Origin of the sequence: Caballeronia sp. PC1, from assembly GCF_021353155.1 — a bacterium.
GTDB lineage: Bacteria > Pseudomonadota > Gammaproteobacteria > Burkholderiales > Burkholderiaceae > Caballeronia > Caballeronia cordobensis.
In genome coordinates this window covers 474,196-490,699 of sequence record NZ_JAJUBH010000002.1, presented here as the reverse complement: position 1 = coordinate 490,699, position 16,504 = coordinate 474,196, and the positions used below count along the sequence as shown (strand labels likewise).

19 protein-coding genes are annotated in these 16,504 nt (G+C 64.8%); 6 read left to right on the top strand and 13 right to left on the bottom strand.

The annotated features are described in order from the left end of the window. Nucleotides 1-24 precede the first annotated feature (24 nt). From LY284_RS18045 to LY284_RS18015, 7 genes are all read right to left on the bottom strand, one after another. Nucleotides 25-465 (bottom strand): SRPBCC family protein, encoded by a 441-nt coding sequence (locus LY284_RS18045; RefSeq protein WP_233387506.1) that lies wholly within the window; start codon nucleotides 463-465, stop codon nucleotides 25-27. After that, nucleotides 458-781: a helix-turn-helix transcriptional regulator gene (locus LY284_RS18040; protein ID WP_041732160.1), complete on the bottom strand. Its 324-nt coding sequence runs from the start codon at nucleotides 779-781 to the stop codon at nucleotides 458-460. Before LY284_RS18040 ends, LY284_RS18045 begins: the two co-directional genes overlap by 8 nt. 120 nt (nucleotides 782-901) lie before the next feature. Continuing rightward, nucleotides 902-1,051 carry a hypothetical protein gene (locus LY284_RS18035; RefSeq protein WP_156903120.1) on the bottom strand — a complete coding sequence of 50 codons (150 nt, stop codon included), beginning with the start codon at nucleotides 1,049-1,051 and terminating at the stop codon, nucleotides 902-904. A gap of 108 nt (nucleotides 1,052-1,159) precedes the next feature. Continuing rightward, entirely contained in the window at nucleotides 1,160-1,627 is a 468-nt protein-coding gene (locus tag LY284_RS18030) for an RbsD/FucU family protein (protein ID WP_077158396.1), read from the bottom strand. 44 nt (nucleotides 1,628-1,671) lie between these two features. Continuing rightward, nucleotides 1,672-2,802 (bottom strand): succinylglutamate desuccinylase/aspartoacylase family protein, encoded by a 1,131-nt coding sequence (locus tag LY284_RS18025; RefSeq protein WP_233387505.1) that lies wholly within the window; start codon nucleotides 2,800-2,802, stop codon nucleotides 1,672-1,674. A gap of 75 nt (nucleotides 2,803-2,877) precedes the next feature. Beyond that, the gene (locus LY284_RS18020) at nucleotides 2,878-3,666 is read right to left on the bottom strand and encodes an ABC transporter substrate-binding protein (protein ID WP_014250689.1); all 789 of its coding nucleotides are present in this window, start codon (nucleotides 3,664-3,666) and stop codon (nucleotides 2,878-2,880) included. A gap of 103 nt (nucleotides 3,667-3,769) precedes the next feature. Beyond that, complete coding sequence (locus LY284_RS18015) at nucleotides 3,770-4,864, bottom strand: calcium:proton antiporter (RefSeq protein ID WP_233387504.1); 1,095 nt, start codon at nucleotides 4,862-4,864, stop codon at nucleotides 3,770-3,772. A gap of 269 nt (nucleotides 4,865-5,133) precedes the next feature. Between LY284_RS18015 and LY284_RS18010 the strand changes: the two genes are divergently transcribed. Continuing rightward, nucleotides 5,134-6,108 (top strand): diguanylate cyclase, encoded by a 975-nt coding sequence (locus LY284_RS18010; RefSeq protein ID WP_233387503.1) that lies wholly within the window; start codon nucleotides 5,134-5,136, stop codon nucleotides 6,106-6,108. A 6-nt stretch (nucleotides 6,109-6,114) separates the two neighbouring features. Here the strand turns inward: LY284_RS18010 and LY284_RS18005 are convergent, their stop codons facing one another. From LY284_RS18005 to LY284_RS17995, 3 genes are read right to left on the bottom strand one after another with little or no spacing between them, the layout of a single operon-like run. After that, a complete protein-coding gene (locus LY284_RS18005) occupies nucleotides 6,115-7,431 on the bottom strand; it encodes an MFS transporter (RefSeq protein ID WP_014250686.1) in 1,317 nt (438 codons plus the stop codon). Between the two features lie 36 nt (nucleotides 7,432-7,467). After that, the gene (locus LY284_RS18000; protein WP_233387502.1) at nucleotides 7,468-8,211 is read right to left on the bottom strand and encodes an SDR family NAD(P)-dependent oxidoreductase; all 744 of its coding nucleotides are present in this window, start codon (nucleotides 8,209-8,211) and stop codon (nucleotides 7,468-7,470) included. Further along, nucleotides 8,208-9,053, bottom strand: a complete 846-nt coding sequence (locus tag LY284_RS17995) for a fumarylacetoacetate hydrolase family protein (RefSeq protein ID WP_053569172.1) — start codon at nucleotides 9,051-9,053, stop codon at nucleotides 8,208-8,210. The genes LY284_RS18000 and LY284_RS17995 overlap by 4 nt, the downstream gene beginning before the upstream one ends. A 138-nt stretch (nucleotides 9,054-9,191) precedes the next feature. Between LY284_RS17995 and LY284_RS17990 the strand changes: the two genes are divergently transcribed. Beyond that, on the top strand, nucleotides 9,192-10,130 hold the full coding sequence (locus LY284_RS17990) for a LysR family transcriptional regulator (RefSeq protein ID WP_233387501.1): 939 nt from the start codon (nucleotides 9,192-9,194) through the stop codon (nucleotides 10,128-10,130). A 39-nt stretch (nucleotides 10,131-10,169) separates the two neighbouring features. Here the strand turns inward: LY284_RS17990 and LY284_RS17985 are convergent, their stop codons facing one another. Next, complete coding sequence (locus LY284_RS17985) at nucleotides 10,170-10,601, bottom strand: OsmC family protein (RefSeq protein ID WP_014250682.1); 432 nt, start codon at nucleotides 10,599-10,601, stop codon at nucleotides 10,170-10,172. A 408-nt stretch (nucleotides 10,602-11,009) separates the two neighbouring features. On the opposite strand from LY284_RS17985, the gene LY284_RS17980 reads away from it, so the two are divergent. The 4 genes from LY284_RS17980 (at nucleotide 11,010) to LY284_RS17965 (ending at nucleotide 14,288) form a co-directional block, all read left to right on the top strand. Continuing rightward, the gene (locus tag LY284_RS17980; protein WP_233387500.1) at nucleotides 11,010-11,777 is read left to right on the top strand and encodes a hypothetical protein; all 768 of its coding nucleotides are present in this window, start codon (nucleotides 11,010-11,012) and stop codon (nucleotides 11,775-11,777) included. Further along, a complete protein-coding gene (locus LY284_RS17975) occupies nucleotides 11,774-12,007 on the top strand; it encodes a hypothetical protein (RefSeq protein ID WP_233387499.1) in 234 nt (77 codons plus the stop codon). The genes LY284_RS17980 and LY284_RS17975 overlap by 4 nt, the downstream gene beginning before the upstream one ends. A 151-nt stretch (nucleotides 12,008-12,158) precedes the next feature. After that, a complete protein-coding gene (locus LY284_RS17970; RefSeq protein ID WP_233387498.1) occupies nucleotides 12,159-13,508 on the top strand; it encodes an FAD-binding oxidoreductase in 1,350 nt (449 codons plus the stop codon). A gap of 126 nt (nucleotides 13,509-13,634) precedes the next feature. After that, entirely contained in the window at nucleotides 13,635-14,288 is a 654-nt protein-coding gene (locus LY284_RS17965) for a DsbA family protein (protein WP_077158389.1), read from the top strand. 24 nt (nucleotides 14,289-14,312) lie between these two features. On the opposite strand, the gene LY284_RS17960 is transcribed toward LY284_RS17965, so the two are convergent. Further along, nucleotides 14,313-15,215 (bottom strand): flagellar brake protein, encoded by a 903-nt coding sequence (locus LY284_RS17960; RefSeq protein ID WP_233387497.1) that lies wholly within the window; start codon nucleotides 15,213-15,215, stop codon nucleotides 14,313-14,315. Nucleotides 15,216-15,381: 166 nt separating this feature from the next. Then, nucleotides 15,382-16,374, bottom strand: coding sequence for a lipopolysaccharide heptosyltransferase I (gene waaC, locus LY284_RS17955; RefSeq protein WP_233387496.1), 993 nt, complete (start codon nucleotides 16,372-16,374; stop codon nucleotides 15,382-15,384). Nucleotides 16,375-16,504: the final 130 nt, after the last annotated feature.

Sequence of the window (16,504 nt, the reverse complement as noted above, 5' to 3'; positions counted from 1 at the left end):
CAGGACGGCGCGCCGTTTTTGCGTTTACTTCGTCTCGATGGCGACACGTCCCGTTTCCAACAGCGACTTGAGATTCGAAAGAATCTTCGGCCATCCGCCCGACACGGCTTCGATGAACTTCCTGCCTTCGCTCGCGTGCGTGACGGTGAGCTTCACGGCGTCGTCGCCATGCCTTTCGATCTCGTAAGTGCAGCGCGACCAGCCCTCGTCCTTCAGATCCTCGCGGAATTCGTTGCGCCATTTCAGCACCAGGCGCTTGCCCGGCTCCGCTTCGAGCACTTCCCCCGCATCCGCGACGCGCCCGTCGGAAAACAGCATCTTCCACGCCGAACCGGCTTGCCAGTCGGATTCCTGATGCATCGAGAACCAGTATTGCCGCTGCCACTCGGGCGTCGTCAGCGCGGACCAGAGCTTCTCGGGCGTCGTGCGGATGTAGGTCACGTACACAAAGTGGTCGTTAGTCATGGTCGTCTCCTTCGAGCTTGCGTTTGAGGTCGGTCAGAGCATCCAGACGCGGACGCTCGAACTTGCTGATCCAGCGTTGCGCGATCTCGTGGATCGGCACCGGATTGAGGAAATGACGTTTCTCGCGACCGTGACGCTGCGTCGATACGAGATTCGCGGCCTCCAGAATCGCGAGATGCTTCGACACGGCCTGGCGCGTCATGCGAAGGCCGTCGCAGAGATCGCCGAGCGTCTGGCCGTTTTCATCGTGCAGGCGGTCGAGAAGCTGCCTGCGGCTCGCGTCCGCGAGCGCGCGAAAAACCGAATCGTCATCCATAACGATCATTATGCAACCATTTGGTTGCATGTCAAGGCGATCGTCGCCGGAAACGACGACGCCCCCGGAAGCCTGAGGCTTCCGGGGGCGTCGACCAACGCGCTTAACCGACTACCGCGCTTACTTGCGGCGATACGATTCGACGAGCACTTCGCAGTTTTGCAGATGCAATTGCAGCGCACGGTCCCACTCGCGACGCAGCGTAGCCTTTGCTGCGCGCAGCCAGGAACCGAACGAAACGAGCAAGGATTGTTGTGCGGTGGTTTTCATGTGCGTCTCTCAGGGTAAGTAGCTAGGGGATAACCCTGACTATACGCCTTTCACGCTGCATTGCAACAACTTGTCAAAAAAGCAACAGGGTATTCCCTAGTGCGCCGGTCAATTTTGCTGCGGCGCGTCGGGCGCGAGTTGCACGCCCTTTTTGAAGATGAAGCAGCCGTACCCGCGCGTTTCGCCGGTCGCGATGACGCAATAGGCGCGTTTCGCCCGCTCGTAGAACGCGAAACGCTCGACCGATGCGAACGGCACGGCGCGCCCTTCTGCGGCGTCCACTTCGTGCTGCGCCTCGCGCTGAACGGCGGGTTGCGCGCTTGCATCGCCGACAACTTCCATGCGCTCGGCCGGATGATCGACGAAGGTATCGAGCGGCAACACCGAGAGCACCGCCCGCACGGCGCGCGGCGCGCTCACGCCGTCGAGGCGCAGCACCCGGCCGAGCACGGTCTGGCGCGCGACGGAATCGGCGGGGAAGTTGGCGTCGCAGATCACGACTTCGTCGCCGTGCCCCATGGCGCAGAGCGCGTGCAGGATGTCGGCGTTGAGCAGCGGATCGATGTTCTTCAGCATGCTTTCTTGTTCTCCAGTGACGTGAGGTCAGAGCCGAATCTATTCTAGGGGACGAGCAAATCGCCGGTGCGCGCCGCCTCCGCGCCCGCGATGCGCGCGACCAGCATGCCCGCCGTCGCGAAACGGGTCCAGTGCCGCGCGTACAGCACGCCTTCGGTCTGCGCGACGAGCGGCACGAGCCGGTCGCCGAGCGGATCGAGCACATCGGCGATCGTCTCGCCCGCGCGCACCCTGTCGCCGATTTCGCGCCGATGCAGGATCACGCCCGACACCGGCGCGTGCACGTACTCGCATCCGGCGAGCGGCGTCGCGGGATGGCGCAGCGCGGGCGGCTCGGCCGCCTCGCCCGCGATCATCCCGATATGCGTCAGATAGTCGATGATCGCCTGCGCGTCGCGCGCCGCCATCTCGTGCGACACGTCGCGCACACCGCGCAGTTCCAGCGTGACCGGCTTCATGCCCATCGGAATCGGAAAACGCTCGCCGAACGCGCCGCGCAGATAGCGCCACACCGATGCGCACGCTTCGTCGAACGGCTCGCCGCCCGACACGTCCGCGAGCAATTGCGCCTCGCTGCCGAGAAAGCGCGCGAGCGGCTCGATCGCGGGCCACGCTTCGGGCGTCGTGTACAGATGCGCGACGGCTTCCCAGTCGCAATGCAGATCGATGACGAGATCCGCGTCGCAAGCGAGCTTCATCAGTTCGATGCGTTGCGATTCGAGTTCGGTCGCCGCCTTCATCGCCTCGAAATGCGCGCGTAAGGCGGCGCGGATGAGCCGCGCGTTATGCGCCGCGTCGTCCGTCAGGCGGCGCTTCAGTTCGAGCGCGAGTGCCGGACCGCACGCGGGAAAGCGCCGGTTGAAATCCTGGCCCGATAACATCTCGAAGCGGCCCATTTGCGCGCCGAACCAGTGTTGATTCAGCCCCGCCGGATTGGCGAGCGGCACGAGCACCACGCGCGCCGCGAGCCGCCCGGCCGCTTCCAGTTCGGCGAGACGCTGCTTGAGCCGCCACGCGACAACCATGCCCGGCAGTTCGTCCGCGTGCAGCGACGCCTGGATATAGACCTTCGGCGATGTATCGGCGTCGCTGCCTTGCGGACCGAATCGATAGCTCGTGATCGCGCGCGCGGTGCCGAGCGACGCGCAGACGAGCGGATGATGATGGACCTGCATCGTGTCGGATTCCCTCGTCAAAAAAGAAAGGCACCGCGAACGATGCCTTCTTCGTGTGACCGTGTCAGACGGCGATCACTGGATCGAGATATCGGTCTCGAAGTATTTCGCCATGATGCGCTTGAACGTGCCGTTCTTCTTGATCTCGGCGAACGCGTTGTTCAGGCCGTTCTTCAGATCGGCATCGCCCTTGCGCAGCCCGATGGCCGTGCCCGGACCGATGATCGCCTTGTCTTCGACGATCGTCCCGACGAGCGCGAACGGCTTGCCCTGCGGCTTCTTCAGAAAGCCGATGGCGGCTTGCGCGGCGTCGGTGAACATCGCGTCGATGCGGCCCGCGACGAGATCGGCCTCGACCTGCTCCTGATCGCCGTAAGGCACGACCGTCACGCCCTGCGGCTCCCACTTCACTTTCGCGTAACGCTCCTGCACCGTGCCCTGCTCCACGCCGACGCGCTTGCCCTTGAGCGCCTGCGGCGTCGGCAAAATGCCCGAGCCCGCGCGCGCGACGAGCTGCGCGTGCGTGTCATACAACGGATCGGTGAAATCGATCTGCTTGAGGCGCTCTTCGGTGATGCCCATGTCGGACAGCACGGCGTCGAACTTGCGCGCCTTCAGGCCGGGAATCATGCCGTCGAAATTGTTTTCGACCCACACGCACTTGACCTTCATCTGCGCGCACAGCGCATTGCCGAGGTCGATATCGAAACCGGCGAGCTTGCCGTCGGCCTGCTTGGATTCGAACGGGGGATAAGACGGATCGACGGCGAAACGGATTTGCGTGATCTCTTTGGCCTGCGCGGAAAACGAAACGGCGGCCAGTGCGGCGAGCATCGCAAGCGATGCGGACTTCTTCAATGACATGCTCTTCCTTCGGGACTTTCGATGAGACGACGACACGTCGCGCGCCAGCGCGCGCGAAACCGCGAATGGTAACAAAAACGCACGCCTGAACGCACGACGTCCATCAAGGCACAACGGAGAGGAAGAGGAACGCCGCGAAGATCACGAGATGCACGACGCCTTGCAGCACCGTCGAGCGGCCCGTGCCGAGCGTGATGACGGATACGAGCAGGGTGAGCGCCAGCATGACGATTTCCTTGGGCGCGAGGCCGAGCGAAATCGGCTGGCCGATGACGATCGATACGACCGCCACCGTCGGAATCGTCAGCCCGATGCTCGCGAGCGCCGAGCCGAGCGCGAGATTCAGGCTCGTCTGCAGCCGGTTCAGGCGCGCGGCGCGCAAGGCGGCGAGCCCTTCGGGCAGCAGCACGAGCGCGGCGATCACGACGCCCACCACGGCCTCGGGCGCGCCGGCCGCCGCGACGCCCGCCTCGACCGCCGGCGACAGCAGCTTCGCGAGCCCGACCACCGCCACGAGCGACAGCATCAGAAACCCGAGCGCGGCCCACGCTTCGCCATTCGTCGGCGGCGGCGCGTGCGGTGCATCTTCTTCGCCGTTCGCATTGACGGCGGCGGCGGGGATGAACGGCAGGAAATAATCGCGATGGCGGATCGTCTGCACGAACACGAACGTCACGTACAGCACGAGCGAGATCACGCCGACGAAAATCAGTTGCGACGTGGACAGCGCCGGGCCGACGACCGTGCTCGTGAAGTTCGGCAGCACGAGCGTGAGCACGGACAGCGCGCAGAGAATCGCGAGCGCCGCGGCCGCGCCTTGCAGCTGAAAGTCCTGCACGTGATGCCGCAAGCCGCCGATGAGCAGACACAGGCCGACGATGCCGCAACTGCAGATCATGATGGCGGCGAACACGGTGTCGCGCGGCAGGCCGGCCTTTTCCGGGCCACCGGAGAGCATCACGGAGACGATCAAGGCCACCTCGATCACCGTGACCGCGATGGCGAGCACCAGCGTGCCGAATGGCTCGCCGACGCGATGCGCGACCACTTCCGCGTGATGCACGGCCGCGAACACGGAAAACGCGAGCGCGATAGCCGCGAGCGCGGTCATGAAGGCTCCCGGCATCAGCGCGGCTGCGCCGAGCACGACGAGCGCGACGATCGGGGTAACGAGGGTCCAGTCCAGCTTGAATTTCATCGGCGCTCCGGGGAGATCGGGTGAAGGGAATCGTCGGCTCATGCAATGCGGCCGCAAGGTCGCTGCAAGAACGCGCCGAATGCATCCGACCCGATCGAGCGCCGCGCGTGCAAGAAACTTGCCGTGACAAAGGGCCGCAGACCATCGGCATGATAGCGAAAACGCCGTGTGGCGCGCGTTCTCGCGCACGATGCCGCCACGGGGTGAATTAATCGCGCAATTGTCGGAGAATAAGGCCTTCGCGCCCACGAAGAGGAACCGAAAGACACATGCTCGTCGCCCCGAAACCCGAGAACGAACCCGCCCGCCTCGCCACGCTGCGCTCGCTCGGCATCCTCGACACGCCCGCGGAAGAACGCTTCGATCGCCTCACGCGCCTCGCGCGGCGGCTTTTCGATGTGCCGATGGCGCTGGTCAGCCTCATCGACGAAAACAGGCAGTGGTTCAAATCGTGCGCGGGCCTCGGCGCGCAGGAGACGTCGCGCGATGTCTCCTTCTGCGGGCACGCGATCCTGCAGGACGACGTCTTCATGATCCCCGACGCCCGCGCCGACGCGCGCTTTCACGACAATCCCCTCGTGACGGGCGATCCGGGCATCCGCTTCTACGCGGGCCAGCCGCTCACGGTCCCGAACGGCATGAAGCTCGGCACGCTGTGCCTCATCGACACGCGGCCGCGCGAGCTCGACGCCGACCAGCGCGGCCTGTTGCGCGATCTCGCGCATATCGCGGAACACGAGATCGCGGCGATCGAGCTCGCGACCGTCGACGAACTCACGCTGATCGCGAACCGGCGCGGCTTCGAGGCGCTCGCCCAGCACGCGTTGAACGTGTGCAAGCGCGTGGGCCGCGACGCGTCGCTGCTGTTCTTCGATCTCGACGATTTCAAGCGCATCAACGATACGTTCGGTCACGCCGAAGGCGATCGCGCGCTCGTGGCGTTTGCGGACGCGTTGCGCGGGTCATTGCGGGAAAGCGACGTGATCGGGCGGCTGGGCGGCGACGAGTTCGTCGCGCTTCTGACCGACGCCCGCGGCGATGAAACGCAAAGCGCGCTCGACCGGTTGCGCGACGCGCTGGCGGCGAGCGACGCGGCTGCGTCGCGCGGCTACCAGATTCGCTTCAGCGTCGGGCAGACACAGTTCGATGCGAAGCGGCACGCGTCGGTCATCGATCTGCTCGCGTCGAGCGACAGCAAGATGTACGCGCACAAGGCCGCGCGGAAGCACGGCCGAGCGCACTAGAACGTCTCACTCGCTGCCGCTTTCCCGGAAGTACAGTCGGCGCGGCAAGCCCCAGACGATCAGCATCGCGCCGAGCAGGCACGCGAACGCAATGGCATAGAGGCCGGGCGTCGCGCTGCCGGTCATCGTCTTCACCTTGCCGACCATGTACGGGCTGATGATGCCGCCGAACTGGCCCACCGAATTGATGAGCGCGATGCCGCTCGCCGCCGCGATACCGGTGAGAAAGCGCGTCGGCAGAATCCAGAACAGCCCGAGCGAGGTAATGATGCCGGTCGCCGCGATCGTGAGGCCGATCACGAGCATCACCGTATTGCCCGGAAAGAAGCCGCACAGCACATAGCCGACCGTGCCCGCGAGCGCGCACGCGCCGAGGTGATAGCGCCGCTCGCCGGTCTTGTCCGAGTGCTTGCCGATCAGGATCATGCCGATGCCCGCGACCGCGTATGGCAGCATCGAAATCAGGCCGATCATGAACGGATCGCTCGTGCCCGCCGTCTTCACGAGTTGCGGCATCCAGAAGACGAGGCCGTAGATACCCATCGCGAGAAAGAGATAAATGAGCGCCATCACAAGCGTGACGGGTTCGCTGAACGCGGCCTTCAGCGAATGCACTTCGCCGACTTTCGGGTCGCTCGCGAGTTGCGCCTTGAGCGCGCGCTTTTCGCCGGCGTCGAGCCATTTCGCGTGATCCACGTCGTCATCGACGAAGGCGAGCACGACGAAGCCGAGCAGCACCGACGGAATGCCTTCGAGCAGGAAAAGCCATTGCCAGCCCGGCATGCCGTTGAGACCGTCGCAGAACTTCATGATCGCGCCCGAGAGCGGACTGCCGATAATGCCGCACAGCGCGATCGACGCCATGAAGAACGAATTGATGCGTCCGCGCCGCGACGACGGAAACCACTTCGTGAAGAAGTACAGCGCGCCCGGCACGAAACCGGCTTCGAGCGCGCCGATCAGAAAGCGCAGCACATAGAACCACGTGTCGGTGCGCACGAACATCATGCACGCCGATGCGATGCCCCAGGTAATCATGATGCGCGCGATCCAGCGCTTCGCCCCGACGCGATGCAAAACGATATTGCTTGGCACTTCGAACAAAAAGTATCCGACAAAGAACACGCTCGCGCCGAAGCCGTACATCGCATCGGAAAAACCGAGCTCGCTTTGCATCTGCAGCTTCGCGAAGCTGATATTGATGCGGTCGAGATACGAGAACACGAAGCACGCAACGAACAGCGGCACAAAGCGCCAGAACACCTTGCGGTAGATCTGGGCGTCGTCGTGCGCGAGCGCGCGCGGGGCGGCGATGGAATCCACGGGGTAGTCTCCTTGATTTTTATGGATGCTGCGATGTCAGTACGTTGCACGTCCCCCGGAAAGATCGAACACCGCGCCCGTCGTGAACGAGTTCTCCGACGACACGAGCCACGCGACCATCGACGCGATTTCCTTCACTTCGACGAAGCGCCCGCGCGGAATCTTCGAGAGCATGTAGTCGATATGCTCCTGCTTCATCTGCTCGAAAATTTTCGTGCGCGCGGCGGCCGGCGTGACGGCGTTCACCGCGATATCGAGCCCGGCCGTTTCCTTGCCGAGGCTCTTGGTCAGCGCGATCACGCCGGCCTTGGCCGCGCTGTACGCCGACGCGTTCGGATTGCCTTCCTTGCCCGCGATCGACGCGATATTCACGATGCGTCCATAGCCGCGCGCGATCATCGTTTTAACGACGGCCTGATTCACGTGGAAGGCTGCGTTCAGATCGACGTCGATCACGCGCGACCATTCTTCGGGCGCGTAATCGGCGACCGGCGCGTTCGCGCCCGCGATGCCCGCGCTGTGCACGAGCACGTCGATCTTGTCGAAGCGCGCCAGCGTCGCCGACGTGGCCCGTGCGACGGCATCGCGATCGATCAGATCGACGCACACGGTTTGCACGTCGCCCAGTTGCGCGCGCGCTTCGGACAACGCGCCTTCATCGCGATCCCACAGCGCGACGCGCGCGCCGCCTTCGAGCAGCCGCGCGGCCACCGCATAACCGATGCCCTGCGCGCCGCCCGTCACCACCGCCGCGCGATTCGTGAAGTCGTACTGGTTCATGCGTCCACCGTCCGTTGCTGTTGTTCACCCAATCCCTCGATGCCAAGACGCATCACCTGCCCCGCGCGCAGGTAGACGGCTTCCGGCTTCTGCCCCATGCCGACGCCCGGCGGCGTGCCCGTCGAGATGACATCGCCCGGTTGCAGGCTCATGAAGCGCGAAAGATACGAAACGATCTCGCCCACCTTGAAGACCATCGTGCTGGTATTGCCGTTCTGATAGCGCTTGCCGTCGACTTCGAGCCAGAGCGGCAGCTTGTGCGGATCGGGCACTTCGTCGGTGGTGACGAGCCACGGGCCGATCGGGCCGAACGTGTCACAGCCCTTGCCCTTGTCCCACGTGCCGCCGCGCTCGATCTGATACTCTCGCTCGGAGACGTCGTTGATCACGCAGTAACCGGCGACGTGGCTCATCGCGTCGGCTTCGTCGATATACGCGCCGCCCTTGCCGATCACGACGCCCAGTTCGACTTCCCAGTCGGTCTTCTTCGAGCCGCGCGGAATGCGCACATCGTCGTTCGGGCCGACGACCGCCGAGAGCCACTTGTTGAACACGACCGGCTCGGACGGCACCGGCAGATTCGACTCGGCCGCGTGGTCGGCATAATTCAGCCCGATGCAGATGAACTTGCCGATGCGTCCGACGCACGGCCCGATGCGCTCGCCCGCGGGCACGCTCGGCAATGTCGACGGGTCCAGCTTCGCCAGGCGCGCGATGGATTCGGGCAGCAGCGCGTCGCCCGCGATATCGCCGACGACGCCCGACAGATCGCGGATCGTGCCGTTGGCATCGAGTAAGCCGGGCTTTTCGCGGCCAGGCGCGCCGTATCGCAAGAGCTTCATGAGTCGGGGCTTCCTTGAACAGTTGATGGGAAGCCCACAATGTAGAGAACCCCGGCGCGCTTGAATAATGAAAGCTGCGGCACGGGAGATAACTTTGCGTTATCTTCGTGTTCTCCCTGATCTCCTCTTTTCGAGCGCATGCTGCCGAACGCCGATTCCATTGCCGCGCGTCTGCGGCTCAAGCAACTGCGCCTTCTGATCGCCCTCGACGATCACGGCTCGCTGCACCGCGCCGCCGACGAAATGGCGCTCACGCAGCCCGGCGCGACCAAGGCGCTGCGCGAAATCGAGGCCACGCTCGGCGCGACCTTGTTCACGCGTTCCGCCCAGGGCATCCAGCCCAATGACCTCGGACGCTGCGTGATCCGCTATGCGCGGCTGATTCACATGGACGTCGCGCATTTGCGCGAGGAAATGGCGGGCATTCTTCAAGGCACGGGCGGGCGGCTCGCGATCGGCGCGATCACGGGCGCGGTGTCGGGCGTGCTCGTCGACGCGCTCGCGCGTCTTCGGGAACGGCAGCCGGCGCTGACGGTGGAAGTGGTCGAGGACACGAGCGCGCGGCTGCTCTCGCTGCTCGACCAGGGACGGCTCGATGTCGCGATCTGCCGTGCGAGCGTCGCGCGGCAGCCGGATCACTATCACTATGTCGAGTTGCGCGACGAACCGCTCGCGATCGTTTCGGGGATCGCGCATGCGCTCGTGGATGCGCCGCGCGTCGAGCTCGCCGATCTCGCGTCGAGCCGATGGATCGTCTATCCGGCCATCATGCCGATTCGCAGCCTCTACGAGCGCGAATTCAAGGAAGCGGGCCTGCCGCTGCCCCAGCATCCGGTCGAAACGGCGTCGACCATCACGACCGTGCTGCTGCTGCAACGCGACCCGACGCTCGTCGCGATGATGCCGCTCGACATGGCGACCTTCCTCGCCGGCCACGGACTGGCGAAGCGCCTCGCCATCGCCGTGCGCTCACGCACGGAGCCTTATGGCGTCGTGACGCGCAAAGGCGCGGCGCTGCCGGCCCCGGCGCGGCTGATCATCGAGGAACTGACCCGCGAAAAAAACGCGGACGGATGACACGCCCGTCCGCGTGGCTTGACCGCGCGTGCCAAGTGCTCAGGACACGAGCTCGGCGTTCAACGTGATTTTCGTGTTGCCCGCGAACAGTTTCGAGACCGGGCAGCCTTCCTTCGCGGCCTGCGCCGCCTTGTCGAAAGCGGCCTTGTCGGCGCCGGGAATCTTCGCCTTCAGGTCGAGCTGGCAAGCGGTGATCGTGAAGCCATCGCCGTCCTTGTCGAGCGTGACCGTGGACTTCGTTTCGAGGCTTTCGGCCTTCATGCCGGCCAGTTCGAGTTGCAGCGAGAGCGCCATCGTGAAGCAGCCCGCGTGCGCCGCGCCGATCAGTTCTTCGGGATTCGTGCCCGGACCTTCCTCGAAGCGCGACTTGAAGCCATAGGGCGCTTCGTTGAGCACGCCGGTTTGCGTCGTGATGAAACCCTTGCCGTCCTTGATGCCGCCGCTCCATTTTGCCGATGCTGTCTTTTGCATGAGAGTTCTCCGAAAGATGAAGTGGAATTGCGATGACCGGCGCTCACGCGATGCCGATCGGCGAAGCGCACGCGTCATGAAGACCCGCACGCGCCGTGCCCGATTCGATAGCCCGAACGGTTTGGACAGGCCCGCCGTCGAGCATCGTAGCGGAACGTGCGAACGCACGCAGCAACGATGCGGAGCGGACTATGACGTTCGGACTATGCCGCCCGCAACGCCTTCTGCGACAAGGCTTTTCGGGCAATCGTCGCGATCTCGATGCCTTTAGGCAACTTCATTCGTATGGTCAAACGCGAACGATTCACTTAGCATCCTTTGACCCGCCGTTTTGACCGATGCGCGATAAAGCGCACCTGCTTCGCGCATCGGCCACGGCATTGTTTTTCGCATTTCTCGGCAATGAGCATGAACGCACTACCGCAACCGAAAACGCATCAGATCGTGGATCGCCTCAACGCGCTGCAGGCTGCCTCGCCGCGCTTTATCGACACCTCGGAAATCACGCCGCTGTCGCGCGAATGGAATGCCATCAGGCATGACATCGACCGTCTCATGCGCGTGGACGCGTGCGCCGCGTGGGAACTGACGGGATCGTGGCGCGCGCTCGCCGGCGACGTCGAAGGCGCGGAGGCGGCGTTCAGAAATAGCGTGGCGCTCGGGTGCACGGGCGTGAATCGCGAGAACTGGATGATCACGCGGCTGAACCTGGGCCTGTTTTCCGGGGCGCAGGCGTTGTTTCGCGAGCTTGCGGACCGGCGCGCTTCGGATCTCGCGACGATCGCGCGGTATGGGTTCCTTGTCGGGGCGATCGGACGCACGGCAGAGTTGATCGAAGAGGCGCGCAGGACGGGCGTCAGTCTTGATGAGGCGTGGTCGGCGGACGTGCTGGAAGCGCATTCGATCATGTCGGATGCGAATGTCGCCGACGAACAAATCGCGCAACGGCTCGATTGCGGCGGCGTGGTGTTGCGGCGGCATGGGTATCAGGCGGTTATCGCGACGCAGGTTATATCGGTGGAAGGGGTATGGCGCACGGTGACTTACAGGCTGCGAGTGCCGCTTGCGTTCGAGCCGGCACGGGGCATGGACCACGAGGTGATGCTCGAGGAAAACAAGCTGGACGGTATCGAACCCATCGCCTTTGCCGTCAGGATCAACGGAGCGTGCGTATGAGCAGCACCGCCGAGGAGCTTGTCGAATGCGCGACTGCGTTGCTGAGCGATGCGGCAGATGAACCCCGGTATCGGGCTGTCTGCAGCCGGGCGTACTACGGTGCATTTCATGCGGCCCATGCGTTTCATCGGCGACTGCCGGTTCCCGGCACCGTCGGACGCGCGCGCGGCCGTCACGAACAACTCATTGCGCAACTGAGTCGTCCCATGATCAACCCGGCCGATAGGTAATACGAGGTGTCGCAAGCGATCGCCAGAGACCTGGTTGAATTGCGAAATGCACGCGTCATGGCTGACTATCACCTTGACCAGCACGTCAACCACGAACTCGCCTCGAAGTCCGCGAGGATCGCCCGGAACGTCCTGAAAACTACGACATAACATGGGTCCACCTACCGAACGCATCACCGAAGACCGCACGCTCCCGGATCGCGTCGACGTCGTCATCGTTGGCGGCGGCATCATCGGCATCAGCACCGCGCGCGCGCTCGCGGAGAAAGGGCTGTCGGTCGCCGTCTGCGAGAAGGGCGCCATCGCCGGCGAGCAGTCGAGCCGCAATTGGGGCTGGTGCCGCGCGACGCACCGCGACCTGCGCGAACTCGAACTCAGCCTGGAAAGCCTGAAGCTGTGGCGGTGCATCGATGCGGAACTCGGCATCGACACGGGCTTTCGCGAATGCGGCATCCTCTATGCCGCCGACGATGCCGACGCCCTCGCCGATCACGAAGCCTGGCTCGCGCGCGCCGTCGCGCTCGTCGGCCGCGGCGCGCTCGATTCGCGCATCGTCTCGCCGGACGAAACCGCGGCGCTGATGCCGGGCGCGTCGCGGCGCTTCGCTGGCGGCATCTACACGCCCAGCGACGGCCGCGCCGAGCCGCAACGCGCCGTACCCGCGATGGCCGCCGCGCTGCGCGAGCGCGGCGTGAAAGTGCTGACGCCCTGCGCAGTTCGCGGCATCGAGTCGAGCGGCGGCGCGATCAGCGGCGTCGTCACGGAATACGGGCGCATCGGCTGCGCGAGCGTGGTCGTCGCGGGCGGCGCATGGACGCGCTATTTCGCGGGCAGCCTCGGCGTCGATGTGCCGCAACTCATGGTTCGCTCGTCGGTCATGCGCACGTCGGAAGTGAAAGCGCACGAAGACGGCCCGGCCGTGAGCGCGTGCAATCAGGAGATGGGATACAGAAAGCGGCTCGACGGCGGCTACACCATCGCCAACGCGTTTCACAGCTATCACGACATCACGCCGGACAGCTTTCGCCTGTTCGCCAGGTTCCTGCCCGCGCTGAAGAGCCAGATCGGCTCGATCAAGCTCGGCCTGAACGCGCGCTTCTTCGAGGAACTGCGAAGGCCGCGCCGCTGGCCGCTCGACCGGCCGACCGTCTTCGAGACCGTGCGCACCCTCGATCCCGCGCCGGTCGAATCGTTCAACGAAGCGGCCCTCAAGGAATTCCGCGCCGTCTTTCCGGCGCTCGCCCGTTTGCGCATCGAACAGGCGTGGGCCGGATACATCGACGTCACGCCCGACGCGGTGCCCGTCATCTCCGGCGTCGAAGGCAGGCCGGGACTCTTCATCGCGACGGGTTTCTCGGGCCACGGTTTCGGCATCGGGCCGGGCGCGGGCCAACTGATGGCCGATATCGTCGCGAACGATGCGCCGCTCGTCGATCCACGCGCGTTTCGCCTTTCGCGCTTTTTCGACGGCAGCACCATCGAGATCGACGGCGGCTTCTGACGCGCCGGTAAGACACGCGGCTGCCGCCCGCACGCGCTAACATACCGGTTTTGCGGCCGCGGCTCTTCGCTGCGGCCGCCCGGTTCGGTCAAACGGCGCAGGGGCGCCGTTCGTTTTGGGGCTCACATGGCATCCACGCCTGTTCTTTATATCGACGTCTGGTCGGACTTTACCTGTCCGTTCTGCTATCTCGAGACGCCCGTGCTCGACCAGTTCCGCAACGCATACGGCGATGCGGTCGAGATCCGCTGGCACGCGTTCGAATTGCGCCCGGAACCGACGCCCCTGCCCGATCCCAACAGCGAGACGATCGTCGATTCCTGGGAAAATTCGGTGCGCCCGCTCGCAGCGGAGCGCGGCGTGACGATGCGTCTGCCGCCTGTCGCGCCGCGCAGCCGCAAGGCCTTCGAAACTGCGATGTTCGCGCGCGAATCGGGCCGCTACGATCTCGTGCATCGCGCGATCTTCAAGGCGTACTTCGAGGAAGGCATCGATATCGGCGACACCGACGCGTTGCTCGACATCGCGGCAACCTGCGGCGTCGATCCCGAGATGCTCGAAGAGGCGCTCGATGACGGCACCTATACCGATCTCGTGATCGAAGACGAAGAGTTCGCGAAGAAGCTGGGCGTGACCGGCGTGCCGTTCGCGGTGTTGTCGCGGGAGTCCGCGCCGGGGCAGGAGCCGCCGCCGCCCATCGCCCTGCGCGGCGCGGCGCCGGTCCAGCACTTCGAAGCGGCGGTCGAGCGGCTTTTCCCGGACGGCTTTCCGGGCAACTGAAGCCGCGCAGGCGGCCCGCCAATACTAGCTGTGCTCGGCCATGAACGATTTCAGCGCGATACGCTGCGACGGCTCGATCGATTCGAATTCGAGCCCGTAGGCCGCGCTGCCATCGGCTGGATCGATCGTCCCGACATGGCGCACGATCGCGATGGTGTCGATCTTCACATCGACGCCATCGGTCTTGAACTGGAATGAGAGCTTCAGACGGTCGCCCACGCGCGCGGCCGGATTCGCGACGGTCAGCGACATGCCATAAGGACTGATGTCGCTCACGCGGCCCAGATGCGGCGCGGCGTGCGTTTGGCCATCCGCAGCGAAATGGGCCGCAAGGCGTGTCGGCATCCGTGCGAACTTGCGCGTGCGCAATCGGCGGATCGCCCCCGGCGCCGATAGCACCGCGTAGTTGAACGGCTCGCGGCAGGTGGCGTCGACCGTGCAGGCAAAGCGGAACACGCCCCGCCCCGTGAGCGCGACGAGATCGACCTGCTCGCCGAGCGTCAGGTCGAGCGGATCGAAACCCGTCATCACCGGCTGCGTCACGAAGAGCGACCGCTCGCCATTGCGGCGCGGCGTCGAAAATCCGATCACGCGGCTCGCATACATGGCCGAGCCCGTGCCGCCGGTGCCGCGCAAGCCGACCCGCGCGCCGATGGTCAGACCGATATCGTCCAGCGTCAGCGGACCGTCTTTGGCGGCCTCGTCGTCGGGCAGGCTCGGCGCGGGCTCCTGAAGCACGCGGTGCGGCTCGAAATGACGGAACATGAACGCGCGCGCCGACGCGTCCGGCACGACGGCGCCTGCATCGAACAGCAGCGCGCCATCGGCGGAAACGATGGGCCACTTGAGCGACGCGTTCAAGGGAATATCGGAAGCGGCGAGGCGAACCGTTAACGGGCGCGCCTCTGCAACGGTTTCTTCGGTCATCTTATAGGACGATTCTTAAGCGTTTTCGCAATCGTCGTGCTTACCGAAGCCGTCGTCAAGTGTCAGGCGGCAACTTTTACGTTAGCGCACTGATATCTGTTTCAGATTTACGACTTTCGACGCGACGCGCCGCATCCACGCAAAAAGTTTTATGCGCATAAAAGTTTTATCGAGATAACGCGCGCGGCGCGCTGGCGGAGACCGCCACGCTTTCGATGGCGGCAAGCACTTGTTCCACGTTAGGCGGCGCGCCTTCGTCGCCCACGGAAACTGAGCGGCCCGGTTCGTTCACGCCGAAGTGCTCGCGCGAGGTTGCCGCGAACAGCATGACGGTCCGGCGCTGCAACGCATGCGCCAGATGCACGAGGCCCGTGTCCGCGCCGACAACGAGCTCCGACGCGCGAATCCAGTGCGCGCATTCCAGGACGGAGAGCTTCGGCAACACGATCGCGCCGGGGACGAGCGCGGCGATCGCCTGCGCTTCGCCCTGCTCGCGCTCGGTGCCCCACGGCAAGGCGATCGTATGACCGCGCGCGGTGAGCCAGCGGCCCACTTCGCCCCAATGCTCCTTCGGCCACTTCTTCACGTCCGCCGACGTCGCATGGAACAGCATCGCGATGGGCTGGCCGCGCGGAATGTTCAGATCGCGCGCGACAGGCGGCAACTGGATGTTGTAGTCGGGCGTCTCGTCGAACCGGTAGCCGAGCGCTTCGGCGACGCTCACGCGCATGCCGCGCCACGCATCGGTGTCCGGCCGCGGGCCGAAGCGCGCGTTATACGCAAAGGCCGCGCCCCGTTCCCCGAGATCCTTGTTCTGATAGCCGTAGCGGCGCCGCCCGCGCGCAATGAACGCGATGATCGCGCTCTTGTAGACGCCGTGAATATCGAGAATCGCGTCGTATTTTTCCGCCCGAAGCTCACCGATCGACCCGGCGATGTCCTTCAGATCGTTCCAGTTGCGCGCCTTCTTGAACTTGCGCAGCGGCGCGCTCAGCACACGATCCACGCCCGGATTCCAGCGGATGATGTCGGCAAAGGCGGCGTCCGCGGCCCAATCGAGCTGGGCGGATGGAAACGCGCGCCGCAGGTCCGCAACGACCGGTAGCGTCTCGACGATATCGCCGAGCGACGTGACTTTGACGATCAGAATTCGCTTCATGAAGAGAACGGGAATGCTCCGGTGCGTGTCGGGTCCGGAGGACGTCACGTCGCGCGGCACCTGGCCGCGCCCGGAAAACCAGCGATTCTAATGACTTTAAGACAAACGCGTGTCAGCGTTTGTAAGCACC

Bases quoted from the DNA above. Each gene is read 5' to 3' on its own strand.
- LY284_RS18045 (WP_233387506.1), bottom strand. From the start codon at position 465: ATGACTAACGACCACTTTGTGTACGTGACCTACATCCGCACGACGCCC.
- LY284_RS18040 (WP_041732160.1), bottom strand. From the start codon at position 781: ATGGATGACGATTCGGTTTTTCGCGCGCTCGCGGACGCGAGCCGCAGG.
- LY284_RS18035 (WP_156903120.1), bottom strand. From the start codon at position 1,051: ATGAAAACCACCGCACAACAATCCTTGCTCGTTTCGTTCGGTTCCTGG.
- LY284_RS18030 (WP_077158396.1), bottom strand. From the start codon at position 1,627: ATGCTGAAGAACATCGATCCGCTGCTCAACGCCGACATCCTGCACGCG.
- LY284_RS18025 (WP_233387505.1), bottom strand. From the start codon at position 2,802: ATGCAGGTCCATCATCATCCGCTCGTCTGCGCGTCGCTCGGCACCGCG.
- LY284_RS18020 (WP_014250689.1), bottom strand. From the start codon at position 3,666: ATGTCATTGAAGAAGTCCGCATCGCTTGCGATGCTCGCCGCACTGGCC.
- LY284_RS18015 (WP_233387504.1), bottom strand. From the start codon at position 4,864: ATGAAATTCAAGCTGGACTGGACCCTCGTTACCCCGATCGTCGCGCTC.
- LY284_RS18010 (WP_233387503.1), top strand. From the start codon at position 5,134: ATGCTCGTCGCCCCGAAACCCGAGAACGAACCCGCCCGCCTCGCCACG.
- LY284_RS18000 (WP_233387502.1), bottom strand. From the start codon at position 8,211: ATGAACCAGTACGACTTCACGAATCGCGCGGCGGTGGTGACGGGCGGC.
- LY284_RS17995 (WP_053569172.1), bottom strand. From the start codon at position 9,053: ATGAAGCTCTTGCGATACGGCGCGCCTGGCCGCGAAAAGCCCGGCTTA.
- LY284_RS17990 (WP_233387501.1), top strand. From the start codon at position 9,192: ATGCTGCCGAACGCCGATTCCATTGCCGCGCGTCTGCGGCTCAAGCAA.
- LY284_RS17985 (WP_014250682.1), bottom strand. From the start codon at position 10,601: ATGCAAAAGACAGCATCGGCAAAATGGAGCGGCGGCATCAAGGACGGC.
- LY284_RS17980 (WP_233387500.1), top strand. From the start codon at position 11,010: ATGAACGCACTACCGCAACCGAAAACGCATCAGATCGTGGATCGCCTC.
- LY284_RS17975 (WP_233387499.1), top strand. From the start codon at position 11,774: ATGAGCAGCACCGCCGAGGAGCTTGTCGAATGCGCGACTGCGTTGCTG.
- LY284_RS17970 (WP_233387498.1), top strand. From the start codon at position 12,159: ATGGGTCCACCTACCGAACGCATCACCGAAGACCGCACGCTCCCGGAT.
- LY284_RS17965 (WP_077158389.1), top strand. From the start codon at position 13,635: ATGGCATCCACGCCTGTTCTTTATATCGACGTCTGGTCGGACTTTACC.
- LY284_RS17960 (WP_233387497.1), bottom strand. From the start codon at position 15,215: ATGACCGAAGAAACCGTTGCAGAGGCGCGCCCGTTAACGGTTCGCCTC.
- waaC (WP_233387496.1), bottom strand. From the start codon at position 16,374: ATGAAGCGAATTCTGATCGTCAAAGTCACGTCGCTCGGCGATATCGTC.